This window comes from Marivirga arenosa (assembly GCF_030503875.2).
Classification (GTDB): domain Bacteria; phylum Bacteroidota; class Bacteroidia; order Cytophagales; family Cyclobacteriaceae; genus Marivirga; species Marivirga arenosa.
Window position 1 is genome coordinate 193,369 of the sequence record NZ_CP129968.2, and the last position, 14,573, is coordinate 207,941.

A 14,573-nucleotide genomic window follows, 5' to 3' on the forward strand; every position below is an offset into this window, starting at 1 on the left:
TTTAAATCCTTACAAACTTTAGTGATTTTCATTATATTGAAATACGATAAAGGTTCATAAATGAAATAAAATTCATTAAAAGAGCATTGTATGAATGTAAATCATCAGAAAAATAAAATGTTGAATCAGCAAATTGAATCATTAGCAAATATGGGTAGCTGGGAATACTTTTATTCAGAGCAATGCTTTAATTGGTCTGATGGTTTATTCGATATGCTGGGATATGAACCCAATGAGTTTGAGGTTACTTTCGAAAAATTTAAAGAATTAGTCCACCCAGATGAGCAAGAAAAAATAGATGAATTTTTCAAATCAGGAAAAAAAATAAAGACAAAGCAAACTACTGTTCACCTACTTACCAAAAGTGGAAAATATCTAAAAGTAAAAGCTAAAGCTAACTTATTAAACTTATCGAATGATTCTAAAGAACAACTAATAGGTATTTTCCAAGACTTATCTGAACAAGAAAGCACGGAGAATGACCTTAAAATATTTAAGGAAAGGTTTGAGTTAGTTAACAAGGCCTCAAATAATGTAATTTATGATTGGGATATTGTAAACGACAAAATATTTTGGGGAGAGGGCCTGGAGAGAGCTTTTGGACATAAAAGCAATGAGGGTTTTAAATTAAATGATTGGGCAAAATGGATTCACCCAGACGATGCAGATGAAGTATTACAAAGTATAGATATTTTTCTTTCAGATCAAAAACAGAAAAGATGGTCCTGTGAATATAGGTTTGAAGACTACAATGAGAAATATGCTTATGTAAAAGATGTAGGCTATTTGGTAAGAGATGAAAAGGGAAAAGCCACCAGATTGATTGGAATTATTTCGGAAAAAACGCAGGTTAAACTAGAAAGTATACGGCAAGAAATCCAAGAGCAACTTAATCGTATTTTTAAAAAAGAAGATAATTTAGAAAGTAGCTTAAGGAATAGTTTAAAATATCTATCCGAATTTTCAGATTATTCAGCAGGAGAAATATGGCTTACAAGTGAAGATGATCATCATATCAGAATTATGTCTCATTACGCACGAAATAAAACTGCTGAGACCTATTATGAATTTTGCGAGTTACAAGAGTTAAAAAAAGGTGAAGGATTAGCGGGAAATTGCTGGCAAAAAGGTGAAATAATGGTTTGGAATAATTTAGATGAGACGGATATTTATCTTCAAAAAAAAGCAATTGAAAAAACACATATCAACCATGCAGTTGCATACCCCTTATATTCGGCACAGTCAATTATTGGTGTGGTTTTATTTCTTCATAAATCTAAAATAGAGGACAGATCACATACTATTACCAATTTTAAAGTATTACAAAATTTTTTAGCAGATGAAATAATTAGAAAGCAACAGGAAGAAGAATTAAATCTATTTTTCGAAAGTGCCCCTGATATTTTAGTTATCGCAAATACTAAAGGTTATTTCACAAAAGTTAATCCTGCATTTTGCGATTTACTGGGCTATACAGCGGATGAATTAAAATCTCAACCTTTTAAAAACTTCATACATCCTGATGATTTACTTTCTACAACAAACGAATATGACAACATAGTTAAGGAAGGAAAATTTACTGATAATTTTCTTAATCGGTATAGAACAAAATCTGGGGAGTATAAATGGATTTCATGGAAATCATCAGCTGGCTTTGGGCCGGATAATCTTAGTTTCAGTTATGCAAGAGATTTTACTGATATCATAAAACTTCAAGAAAGTATTGATAATGCTTCAAAATTGGCTAAAGTTGGGGGCTGGGAATTTAATTTAGTCACTCAAGAAAGTTATTGGTCGCCTATAACAAAGGAAATACATGATGTTCCTCCAAGCTTTGAGCCTTCAATTGAAACTGGCATTAGCTTTTATCATCCTGATTATAGAGACTTGGTGACCGAGTCTGTTGAAAAAGCATTGAAAAAAGGTGAGTCTTATAAATTTGAAGCGAAAATTATCACTGCCAAAGGTAAAGAAAAATGGATTCGATCAATAGGCAATGCAGAATTAGTAGGTGGAGAATGTGTGAGAATTTACGGTAGCTTCCAAGATATTAGTTCGGAAAAAGCCGCAAAAGAAAGATTAAGAAAACTTTCTGATAATATCCCCGGAGTATTATTTCGTTTTCATTTAAAAACGGATGGTACTCAGTTAGTTGATTATGTGAGTCAAGGAGCTAAAGAAATCTGGGGTTTAACACCACAAGAGGCAATGAATGATATAAGTGTTTTGTGGAAAGGCGTAAAACTAGGAGGAGATTTTGAAGCAGTAATTAAAGAAATACAGAAGTCCGCACAAAACCTCAGTCGTTTTAATATGCGTTGGAGATATGTTATGCCAGACGGTGAAATCAAATTTCACGACTGCTTTGCTAATCCTGAAAAAACTACTGATGGTACTATTATTTGGGATGCCATTACAATTGACGCTACTGAATTTCAGTATTATGAAACACTTGCCGACAGAACTGCTAAAATTGCAAGAATAGGTAGCTGGGAATTAAAGATAAAAGATGAAAAACCTTATGGTGATGTTTACTGGTCATCTGTTACAAAAGAAATTTTAGAAGTTGAGCACGACTTTAAACCTACTGTTGAATCTGGTTTTGGTTTTTATATTGACAAAAGCCGAGAACTAATTGAGCATTCAATCGATCAGTTAATTAAAAAGGGCGATAATTTCGATTTAGAATTATTAGTAGAAACCCAAAAAAGAAATAATATATGGATCCGAATTATTGGAAATGCTGAAAGAATTGAAGGTCAAACAGTAAAGATTTATGGTAGTATTCAAGACATAAACTCCAAAAAAACATCGGAGGAAAAAATCAAAAACTCAAACGAAAGATTTGAAAAGGCAGCACTAGCTACCAATGATGCTATATGGGATTGGAATATTAAAACAAATAAGACTGTAAGATCAGGTTTTGGTTTTGAAAAGCAGTTTGGTTACAAAACTTATAATGCAGATAAAGACGATCAATTTTGGCTGAAAAACATTCATCCTGACGACTTAGAAAGAGTGCAAAACTCACAATCCAAAGCAATCAATAATAAAAAATACAATTATTGGAAAGATCAATACAGGTTTAAAACTAAATCAGGAGAATATGCCCATGTTATCGATAAAGGCTTTATTGTAAGAGATGAATCTGGTGAAGCAATTAGAATGATCGGTGCGACTACAGATATAACCGATCGGATTAAATATGAAAAATCTTTAATTGAAGTAAACGAACAACTCCAAAAGCAAACATTTGAATTATCAAAATCAAATGCTGAATTAGAACAATTTGCCTACGTAGCATCGCATGACCTACAAGAACCACTACGGATGGTTTCCAGTTTCTTAACTCAGCTTGAAAAAAAATATGGTGATAAGCTCGATGAAAAAGGGATTCAATACATCAATTTTGCTGTGGATGGTGCCAAAAGAATGCGCCAAATCATTCTCGACTTATTAGATTACTCTAGAATTGGCAAGCATGAGGAAGAAAAGAAAGAGATTAACCTCAATGAAATAATTGATGAAGTTTGCCTATTAAACCGTAAAAAGATTGATGAGCTAGATGCTAAGATATATTATAAAAAGCTTCCTTCAATTATCAATCATAATGCGCCCATGATCCAATTATTTCAAAACTTAATATCAAATGCGCTAAAATACATTGAGGAAGGTGTTCAACCCAAAATTATTATTGATGCCTCAGACAAATTAGAATACTGGGAGTTTACAGTAAAAGACAATGGTATTGGTATAGATGAAAAATACTTTAACAAAATCTTTAATATATTTCAGAGACTCCACAATAAACATGAATACTCTGGAAGCGGAGTAGGTTTAGCTATTGTGAAAAAGATAATTGATCACAATAATGGTAAAATTTGGGTCGATTCTGAAATAGGTAAAGGCACTACCTTTCACTTTACCCTTCCGAAGGTTTAGGTAACCTCAAAAAAATGTAACTTCTTGCGTATACTAAATTTATTCTTCTAAAGATTTTTGTGTAATTTTCATTGAATTAATAGTACTTTTTTTTAATACGTTTAATAATTATGGAATTTTTTTAAACGCAAGATGTTATCGTTGCAGCTTGAAACTATTAACCTTTAAACCATAATTTAAATAATGAAAAACATTCATATTCTTTTAGTAGAAGATAATGAAGGAGATATTATCTTAACACAAGAAGCATTAGAAGATAGTAAATTCATTAATACAGTTGATGTGGCTAGAAATGGTAAAGAAGCCATTGATTATTTAAAAAGGTCTGAAGGCTATTCCAAAGCACTTGAACCAGACCTGATATTACTAGATATAAATTTGCCTATCATGAGTGGTCATGAAGTTTTACTGGAAATTAAGAATGATGAAAAACTAAAACATATTCCAGTTATCATGCTAACCACTTCATCTTCTGATACAGATATCAACAAAGCTTATGATAATCATGCTAATTGTTATATAAGTAAGCCAGTAGATATTGATGAATTTATGAAAGCAGTAGCTGGAATTGAACATTTCTGGTTTAGCATAGTTCGCCTTCCTAATGTAAAATCTTAGGATGAAAACCAAAAAGAGGCGATATGACATCTTAGTAATCGAGGACAATCCTGGAGATGCTTTATTAATAGAAGATTTTCTTGATGAAGCTGCAATTCTTAATAGGCTTTACAAAGCTGATGATTTTAAATCAGCCAAAAAACTCCTTAATAATACTACATCATATGATATCATTTTACTTGATCTAAGCTTGCCTGATAAAAATGGAGAAGAACTAATTAATGATATCCAAGTTTTAACTAAAGATAAACCCATCGTCATCTTAACTGGCTATCCTAACATGGATTTTGCTATTAAATCTTTAGCCTTAGGAGCTTCTGATTATGTATTAAAGGATGTATTAAATGCTACTATACTTGAAAAGAGTATAATTTATAGTATTGAGCGGAATAAGATTTTAGTTGACTTAAAAGAATCAGAAAAACGCTATGCTGATCTTTTCCAACTCAGCCCTTCACCCATGTTTGTGTTTGAAAGAGACAGCTTTGAAATTTTGGATGTTAATGAAGCTGCACTCCAAAACTATGGATATTCTATTGAAGAATTCATGGCGCTTGACATTACACAATTGATGGATGAAAAATCGAAATTGAGTTTTAAAAATTCTTTATCTTCATTGAAAAGAAACCATCAAAACCAATACATAGGCTTACAAAATCATATTACAAAAAAGGGTCAAATTATAGAAGTTGAGGTAAGCGCGAATAGTTTTATCTATAAAGGCAAAGTCTCTGAAATTATTTCTTTGAATGATGTAACTGAGAAAAACCGTCAAATAGCTGCTATTGAAGAACAAAATAAAAGGCTTAAAGAAATTGCTTGGACACAATCGCATGTTGTTAGAGCCCCATTGGCTAGAATAATGGGTTTGGTTGAAGCAATGAAAGGAGATAATTTTGATAAGATTGAAAAAAACACTTTTTATGATTATATTATTAAATCTGCTGATGAGTTAGATCAAATCATCCGTGAGATAGTCAGTAAATCTCAAGAGATAAATCTAAAAAATGATAAATCATGAGCGCTCACAATTTAATAATAGATGATGATGAAATAAGCCTTTTGTTGGTTGAAAAACTTCTTAAAAAACAAGATTCTTTTAGTGAACCCATTAAGTTTTTTGATGCTAAGAATGCATATCAATATCTACAGAAAAATTATTCCTCCAATTGTAAATACAGAATATTCCTAGATATTAATATGCCTTTAATGGATGGATGGGAGTTTTTGGATGAAGCAAGTAATCTACTTTCAAAGAAGAATACTTGCGTTTATATTTTAAGCTCATCTAATAATAAAATAGATAAAATAAAATCTGAAGAATATGATTTAGTTAAAGGGTTTATTAGTAAACCACTAAGGCAAGCTCATATTAATAACCTAATCAACTAATTTATTTTACATTTCTACTTTAATATGATGAACTCTGTCAAAGAGTTCAATTTTTTCCTTAACTGTTTTATTTCCATCAAAGCTTATGCTTTTAGCTTCAGCATATTCAAAATTAATTTTCCAATTGTGCAACTGTGATATTTTAAATTCCAGGGTATTATCAATTCTTTTTACCTGAATGTCAATCAAATTATTTCCTACTTTGATTTGATTGAGGCTAACATCATCCCAGCTTAAAGGTAAATTAGGTTTTATTGTTATTTCATTTTTCCATGCAGCCGGTTTAATCCCAAAATACTCTTCCACCACAGGGACTGCCACAGCGTAAATATTCCATGCTTGTGCCATCATTCCAAAATCAGGACTTACTTCATACATAGAGCCAGCTAAGGCATAGCTAAATGAATTCTCTAACTTCTTCAGGTATTCTAAAGATTTATCTGCCTTACCATATTTTGCTTCCGCAATGGCTTGAACTCCGGTTGGTAATGTCATTACAGCACCCACATAACTGAATGATTTCCACTTTGAGGCTTTTTCTTGCTTTTCATCCCTATCAATTCCTGTAACAAACATACCAAATCGATTGCTATATTTCTCTGCAGATTTAAGCGCTTTTTCAGCCTTATCAGGATCAGAAGCACCTACTTCCATAGGTGTATTTACTATCCAATTATGGAATACAACATATGGTGAATTCCCCTCATTTTGATCAGCCTTTATTTGGATCAGTGTATTTTCTAATTCCTCAACGGACCATGGTTTTTGAATACTATCCGCTCTGATTATAGCATCTTCAGTTAATTGAATAGCTTTTTCTTTTGATGATCGAAAGTCCGCATAAGATTTAAATTCTTCTACCCACCAATCCGAATTGATTCGTTCTTTAAGGGATATTGCCTTTTGATTATAGTCATTGGCTAAAACCATATCATTTTTAACTTTGGCAAAATTTGCTGCTGCTATATACATTTCATATTGATAGCTCACAACATCAATCATTTCGGAGTCTAATCCATGAATTTCCATCATACCAGCACCATCCGGATAGCCATTTTGATCTTTATCTTGCTGCTCCACCCATTTTACTGCCTTTTTGATAAATTCATAATAATCTAGAATTTTTGAGTCTGCAGTCCAGGCATAGGCTTTCCATAATAGGCTAACAAATTTAGGAGTGGTATTTAAATTACCAGGATTAAAAATGACACCATTAGTAGAAGCTTCATGCATAATTCTACCAGTATCACCATTGGCTTTTTGAGATAATTTTAAAGTGAGGGCGATAGATTGTAACGCTTCTTTATGCATGCCTGCAGCAAGTAAGCCTTGAACCGCATAGCCATTATCTGTACCAAACCACCAAGGATAATCGGGACTACCAGCCGTAATGCCTGTTCCGAGTTCGGGCACAGTTTGCATCAACCATTTGGAATTATATTTCAACCAGGTATACATCTGATTAAATCCTTCATCATTTGTATTGAGAGCATTAAAGTTTTTGATGTTTTGGTAGGCTATTATTTTTTCTTCTAATAACTGCAGCCTATTTTTCAACAACTTCTTATGGATATTAAGGGCTTCCCCTCTGCTTTCATAAGAGCCAGCTATAGCATAGAATATAACTTGGCTTTCATTTGCTTTTAGTTTTATGGACTTACTTAAGGTCTGATTAAATCCTAAACCATTAGATTCACTATCACATAGTTGATTATTCATTGAGGGCTTAAACCCCTTACCTCCAAAGGCTACAAACCATTTATTTGATTCATCTTTGGCCGTATAAACACCCGGCTTCATGATCCATTTACCCTTATCCTTTCCATTTTTAAGTTGAAGCGAATCTGATAACCAAACGGGCAGTAAATCAACAGCATTGTGAATATTAAGCTGAAAATTGTTTGCTTCGCTACTATTATTCTGCAATTTCAAAGCTATTATAAGTCCCTTTTCTTCCTCTGGTACAAAATGAAACTGACGTATCGCTATACCTAATTCATCCAAATTAAAATTCTGCGATGCTCCAACGGGATAATTTTCAAAATTGACTGCTTCGTTCAGACAGATTTGTTGGGTATCCTTTTTAATCGAAAGGCTATAACCATCCATTAATTTGATAGGAGGAAGCCAAACACCACCCATTTCATCTTTTATATGCCAACCTAAATCTGGAAATGTTCCATTTTGATGGCCCACTACATACATTCTTTCCCCCGCACTTAAAAAAGGACTATCCATATAATCAGGATTCCCATTTATACTTTCCAAGTTATTTATTTGAACAAAGAAAGCATCCTCTTTCACAGAATTGCAGGAAATTAAAACAAGAAAAAAAATGAAGTGGATTGTATATTTCATGCTTAAATATGTAATGTATTTAAATTTAATCATTATGATTTTGAAATAGCATTTTAATGTTAAAACATCTTTTAAAAAGACCAAATTTGAAGAAATAAGCAGTTTGATGTAAGGTTTTCTGATAAAAATTGAACTTTTTTATGTGAATTTGATCGAAATAATTAACTTTCCTTAGAATTGGTATAAAATAGCTGAATAACAAAAATTATGGCGAAACTAAAGAATATTATCATGCAACTTTCAGATGCTGATTATCAGGCAGTTCATGAAAGTTTATCAACAGGAGGCGCAGAAAAATCTGCGTATTTACTAAAATCGATGCGTGAAAGTTCTTCAAGTGATCATGCCATTATGGAAGAACTTGAAGTGAATACGAATGCTTATTACACTTTAAGGTCTAGACTTAACCAAAAAATTGAGGAATATCTGCTTCAGCAGATGGAAAACCCTAGAACGGACATTCTAAAGAAAGTAGCCAATATTAATGAAATCATTTTCACCAAGAAAAAGGCTATCGCCATTGCGACCTTAAAAAAGCTGGAGAAAGAATTAATTGATTATGATCTTTCTAATGAGTTAACCATTGTTTATAAAGCATTAAAGAAATTACATCAAAATACTGAGGAATATTTTCAGTATAGCCAATTGTATAACCGCCATGTAGCGTATATGCTCGCGGTTGATAAAGCGGAGGACCTTTTAAGCAGCTATTTTATTAAATTTGGTAACTACTCACTTACAGGTGATGAAACTAACAAACTTGAATTGGTTTTATTAAATAAGGAAATGTTGAATACCTGTCAGATTTATGACTCTCACAGATTATTCATATATAAAAACTGTCTTAACATCTTCCACCGCCTATTTGTAGAAGAGGATGAAACAGACGTTGACCTTGATCCTATTGAAGATATATTAGCCAAAGCTGACGGTATTTTTGAATTATACAGTCTAGATTCAATTTATTTTCATTTAAAACTAGTCTATGAATTCTTGAAACTTGAATATTATAATCACTACAGATTATATAGAAAAGCAGAGAATTACTTTGAAGAAGTAAATGAATCATGTGCAGCATTCTTATCTAACTTTAACTTATTTACCTATCCGGCTCAGTTTTTAATTACCAAACTACAGCGATCAAAAAGACTCCCAGATAAAATCAAGTTATCAGAGGAGAATGCGGCTTTATTTCAAGACTTTGAAGCTGATAAAGATGATATCCCTCAATATATCACTTATGCTACTTACAGATCTTTAAGTTGCCATTTTGATGACAAACATGAAGAGGCCGCTAAATGGTTAAATAACTTATTGAATGATGTTAGTCTAAAGAAATACCAAAATGCACAATTAGAGATAAAGACTCTTTTAGCTTTAGAGTATTGCTTAATGCGTGATTATGAATTATTCAATCAGTTAATCAACAGTATTCAGCGTCAAATCCGTATTATCGGAAAAGAGAACTGTATGAATATTCAGGTGTTGAATAAAATCATGAAAATCTCATTAAGCGAATCCAAAAGAAATAAAGAAGAGAAAATTAGTGAACTAGTGAAGAAATTTAAAACCGTAGAGCCACAACAACACTTTGCTCCTACTTTATTGCTGGAATTTAATGATGACATCATCAAAAAGTTAGTGGTATAGTTCAAGATATTTTTACGATAAAAAAACCATTTGAAATAATTCAAATGGTTTTTTTATTGATCAATGTTGTTTATTCACTTAGAGTGATAAGTCAGTTAAGCTTTCCTGTGACAATGGTTTATTCAAATACTTTTTAACTGCATCATATTTTTTAGACTTGCTAACATCTTGTGGATTTATAGATGAAGTAAGCATTACAATCTTGCACTTTTCTTTAGTGCTATCTTTCAATTTATTGAACTCTTCCAAGAATTGGAAGCCATCCATTAGAGGCATATCAATATCTAAAAATATAATATCTGGTAATACGTTAGACACTATATTATCATCTAATTGTTCAATATTTTTTAAGAACTCAATTTCGCTTTTAGCACCTGTGTGAGTATAAATATATTTTGATAAGCCAGCAGCTTCAACCATCTTTTGGTTAATCAAATTATCGATTTCATTGTCATCGATTAACATCACAGAATTATACTTACTCATATTGAACAATTTATATTTTAAACCAAGTTAATAAAATCAATATTTTTTAAAAACATTTCAATATAGAAAATGCACACGAATAATTGTGTGCATTTTCAGAAAAAATTAAATATCAAATTTAATCCCTTGAGCAAGTGGTAAAGAATTACCATAATTCAAGGTGTTCGTTTGTCTTCTCATATAAGCTTTCCATGCATCTGATCCAGACTCACGGCCACCACCGGTTTCTTTCTCACCACCGAATGCACCACCAATTTCGGCACCTGAAGTACCAATGTTCACATTTGCAATACCACAATCAGACCCTCTAGAAGAAAGGAACCTGTGGGCTTCTTGCATGCTGTTAGTCATGATGGCAGAAGAAAGCCCTTGCTTCACATCATTTTGCATGTCAATAGCATTTTGTACATCTCCTTTATACTTCATCACATAAAGAATGGGGGCAAAAGTTTCTTCTTGAACAATTTCAAAATGATTTTCAGCTTCAATTACAGCCGGCTTAACGTAACACCCACTTTCATATCCTTCACCTTCTAATACACCTCCTTCAATTAAAACTTTACCACCTTCCGCTTTCGCTTTTTCAATAGCATTTAAGTAATTATTTACAGAGTCTTTATCAATTACAGGTCCCACGTGGTTTTTCTCATCAAGTGGATTACCAATGCTTAATTGTGAATAAGCATTTTTAATTTTATCAATCAACTCATCGAAAATGTCTTCATGAATGATTAACCTACGAGTAGAAGTACATCTTTGACCAGCAGTACCTACAGCACCAAAAACGGCACCAATTAAGGTCATTTTAAGATCTGCTTCTTTGGTGATGATCATAGCATTATTACCGCCTAATTCTAAAATGGATTTCCCTAATCTTGAAGCCACTTCCTGACCTACGATTTTACCCATTCTAATGGAGCCTGTAGCGGATACTAATGGAATTCTTGAATCTTTAGTCATCATTTCACCCACTTTATAATCACCATTTACCAAGCATGAAACCCCTTCCGGCATATTATTTTCTTTCAGTACTTCAGCAATTATGTTTTGACAAGCAATACCAGTCAATGGCGCTTTTTCAGATGGTTTCCATACGGTAACATTCCCACAAACCCAAGCCAAAGCCGTATTCCAACTCCATACCGCCACTGGGAAGTTGAATGCAGAAATGATAGCGGTAATTCCTAATGGATGCCATTGCTCTTGCATAGCGTGATCAGGACGCTCTGATTTAATGGTTAAGCCGTATAGTTGACGAGATAAACCAACGGCAAAATCACAAATGTCAATCATTTCTTGAACTTCACCCCATCCTTCTTGAAGTGATTTACCCATTTCATAAGATACTAACCTACCTAATGGATCTTTTAATTCTCTTAATCTATTACCAAACTGACGAACGATTTCACCTCTTTCTGGAGCAGGCATATTGCTCCAAGTTTTGAATGCTTCAGAAGCAGCTTGAATTGTTTTTTCGTAATCTTCAGCAGTAGTTACGCCTAAAGATGCTATCTCTTTACCATCAACTGGAGAAACAGAGCTTATTTTTCCACTTCCTTCCATCCAGTTACTTCCTGTTGAAGTACCGCCATTATGTTCTTTAACTCCTAATTTTTTAAGGGCTTCCTCTAAGCCGTATGTTTTCTTAATGTCCATAGTATTCAATTAATAATATTTATAGGTATTTTAGGTGTTTAAACAGTTTAAAACAGGTTTTTAACCATAATACATTGATTTCGACCTGCCTTCCCAAATTTTAATTGCACAAAATTGGCTTTTTTTAAAGGATAACAAAAGAAAAAGGCACCCTTATTGGAGTGCCTTTCAAAATTATTTACAAAAGTTAGGATTTATTGCCATCCCATTCCATAATAGGCTTTTGTACCATCAGGATATATTCCTTCGATTAAAACTCCACCTTGCTTTCCTTGTAAAGTTTCAATTAGATCTTCAGTATTGGCTACAGCACCTTTATCAACTGCAGTAATAATGAATCCTTCTTCTATTCCTATATCCTTCCATTTTCCTTCTTTTACTTCTACTACTTTTGCTCCACCTTTTATGTCTAATCTTTCCATTTCTTCCGCTGTAAGGTCTTCAAAAGTTGCACCACCTAACATTTTAGCTGTGCTAGCTTTTACTACCTCCGTGCTATTCATTAAGTTTTTCAGCTCTACATTAGCAGTTTGATCATTTCCATCACGCAAATAAGTAACCTTAACTTTTTCACCTGGACTATAACGAGCAATTTGCTCTTGCAATTCCGCTACATTAGTAACCTCCTTATCATTAATTTTAATAATGATATCTTCATCCTCCATACCTGCTTCTTCGGCTGCACTGCCTGGATTAATAGCCGCTACAAATACACCAGAGTTTGTAGGAAAGTCTTTATTTTCCAATCGAGGGTCATTTAAGTCTAAAATACTTACTCCTAGAACAGCTCTTTGTACAACTCCGTATTCTTTTAAATCATTTACAACTTTTTGAACCAAAATAGAAGGAACGGCAAAAGAATAACCTGCAAAACTTCCAGTTGGAGTCGCAATAGCTGTATTTACCCCAATTAATTTCCCAGATAAATTCACTAAAGCTCCACCACTGTTACCTGGATTCACCGCAGCGTCAGTTTGAATAAATGATTCAATTCCATAGCGATTTTGTCTGTTTAAGATATTAATGTTTCTTGCTTTTGCACTCACAATACCGGCAGTAACTGTTGATGTTAAATTAAAAGGATTCCCTACTGCTAGTACCCACTCACCTACTTTAGTATTATCGGAGTTCCCGAATTCAACAAAATTTAAATCCTCCTCATCAATTTTTATTAAAGCGATGTCCGTATTGGGGTCAGTTCCGATTACTTGTGCGGTATAGCTTCTATTATCATGTAATACGACTTCTAATTCCGTTGCATTATCCACTACATGATTATTAGTAACGATATAACCATCTGGGGAAATGATCACTCCTGAACCTGATGATTGACCTTTTCTTGGCTGCTGGCCTCGGTCTCCGTAATAATCTCTAAATAACTCTTCAAATGGTGATCTTGATCTAGGCATATCACGTTCAACTTCAGCCTTAATATGCACAACTCCTTTGGTTACTTCTTCAGCGGCATGTATGAAATTGATGCCTTCGGGTACATTGTATTCTGTTTCATCTAAAAAACTTGAAAAGCGTGTATTGTCTGCTTGAATTTCTTCAAAACTTTTATTGTCCGTTGCTGATGGACTTGGATTAAAATATACATAGCCTCCCACTGATATTACAGCACTAAGGATAGAGGCAAAAATAATTCCTAAAAAAAACTGCTTCTTTTCCATCTTATAACTCATTTTAATTTACATCTAAAACGCACAATTAACGCTGTGGTTTTTAATCATATTGTTTAAAAAGTAAAAAGGGGCCATTAGCCCCTTAATAATTTATTTAAGTGTTGATTATTTTACTTGAATGGTTCTTTTTAATTCCTTTTTCTCATCTTTTGGAATTGTAATATTTAAAATTCCATCCTGATAAGTGGCTTCAATTTTATCTTCTTTTATGTTTTCTGGAAGATGAAATGTTCTTGAAAATGAACCATATTGAGTTTCTATTGAATGAAAGTTTTTTTCATCCTTTTTTTCTTCAAATTTTCTCTCTCCAGAAATGATAATTGAACCATCATTCATGTTAATGTTAAAATCATCTTTTTTCATTCCAGGAGCCGCAACTGCAATTTCAAAAGCAGTTTTAGTTTCTGCAATATCTACTTGTGGAGAGAAGTGTTGCATCTCTTTTCCTATACCGTTAAATGATTCATTAAAGAATCTGTCTAATAAACTTGAAAAGCTTCTGTTTTCAGTATTAGGTAAACTTGGGTTATACTTTATAAGTGTCATAATTTTTTGTTTTAAGGTTTAAAATCAAATTCATAAACACTATAGAAAATTCTATACCAATTGCTTAAAATTTTATAAATAAGCCATTATGTCATATTTTGTTGAATATTGAAATATAATAATGTCATTTTGGCGTCTTTTATTGAATTTACCTTCATTGGCTGTGCCATTTTTTACTCGTTAAAATATTTTTAATTTTTTTTAAGGAAGTATTTGGAAATAATCAAAGCGCCATGCATA

10 protein-coding genes are annotated in these 14,573 nt (G+C 32.8%); 5 read left to right on the forward strand and 5 right to left on the reverse strand.

Annotated features, from left to right (window positions below):
• Positions 1-90 precede the first annotated feature (90 nt).
• From QYS47_RS00860 to QYS47_RS00875, 4 genes are all read left to right on the forward strand, one after another.
• Positions 91-3,942: a PAS domain-containing protein gene (locus QYS47_RS00860; protein ID WP_322347374.1), complete on the forward strand. Its 3,852-nt coding sequence runs from the start codon at positions 91-93 to the stop codon at positions 3,940-3,942.
• A 183-nt stretch (positions 3,943-4,125) separates the two neighbouring features.
• Positions 4,126-4,560 (forward strand): response regulator, encoded by a 435-nt coding sequence (locus tag QYS47_RS00865; RefSeq protein WP_322347375.1) that lies wholly within the window; start codon positions 4,126-4,128, stop codon positions 4,558-4,560.
• 1 nt (position 4,561) lies between these two features.
• Positions 4,562-5,581, forward strand: coding sequence for a response regulator (locus QYS47_RS00870; protein ID WP_322347376.1), 1,020 nt, complete (start codon positions 4,562-4,564; stop codon positions 5,579-5,581).
• Positions 5,578-5,952, forward strand: coding sequence for a response regulator (locus QYS47_RS00875; RefSeq protein ID WP_308358217.1), 375 nt, complete (start codon positions 5,578-5,580; stop codon positions 5,950-5,952). Before QYS47_RS00870 ends, QYS47_RS00875 begins: the two co-directional genes overlap by 4 nt.
• A gap of 6 nt (positions 5,953-5,958) precedes the next feature.
• Here QYS47_RS00875 and QYS47_RS00880 read toward each other — a convergent pair whose 3' ends face one another.
• The gene (locus QYS47_RS00880; protein ID WP_322347377.1) at positions 5,959-8,310 is read right to left on the reverse strand and encodes a glucosidase family protein; all 2,352 of its coding nucleotides are present in this window, start codon (positions 8,308-8,310) and stop codon (positions 5,959-5,961) included.
• A 207-nt stretch (positions 8,311-8,517) separates the two neighbouring features.
• Between QYS47_RS00880 and QYS47_RS00885 the strand changes: the two genes are divergently transcribed.
• On the forward strand, positions 8,518-9,960 hold the full coding sequence (locus QYS47_RS00885; protein ID WP_308358215.1) for a hypothetical protein: 1,443 nt from the start codon (positions 8,518-8,520) through the stop codon (positions 9,958-9,960).
• Positions 9,961-10,038: 78 nt separating this feature from the next.
• Here the strand turns inward: QYS47_RS00885 and QYS47_RS00890 are convergent, their stop codons facing one another.
• The 4 genes from QYS47_RS00890 to QYS47_RS00905 all read right to left on the reverse strand — a co-directional run bounded on the left by QYS47_RS00890 (position 10,039) and on the right by QYS47_RS00905 (position 14,333).
• A complete protein-coding gene (locus QYS47_RS00890) occupies positions 10,039-10,446 on the reverse strand; it encodes a response regulator (RefSeq protein ID WP_302128564.1) in 408 nt (135 codons plus the stop codon).
• 105 nt (positions 10,447-10,551) lie between these two features.
• Entirely contained in the window at positions 10,552-12,102 is a 1,551-nt protein-coding gene (gene amaB / locus QYS47_RS00895) for an L-piperidine-6-carboxylate dehydrogenase (protein WP_322347378.1), read from the reverse strand.
• A gap of 194 nt (positions 12,103-12,296) precedes the next feature.
• Entirely contained in the window at positions 12,297-13,775 is a 1,479-nt protein-coding gene (locus QYS47_RS00900) for a Do family serine endopeptidase (protein WP_322347379.1), read from the reverse strand.
• Positions 13,776-13,892: 117 nt separating this feature from the next.
• The gene (locus tag QYS47_RS00905; protein WP_302128563.1) at positions 13,893-14,333 is read right to left on the reverse strand and encodes an Hsp20/alpha crystallin family protein; all 441 of its coding nucleotides are present in this window, start codon (positions 14,331-14,333) and stop codon (positions 13,893-13,895) included.
• Positions 14,334-14,573: the final 240 nt, after the last annotated feature.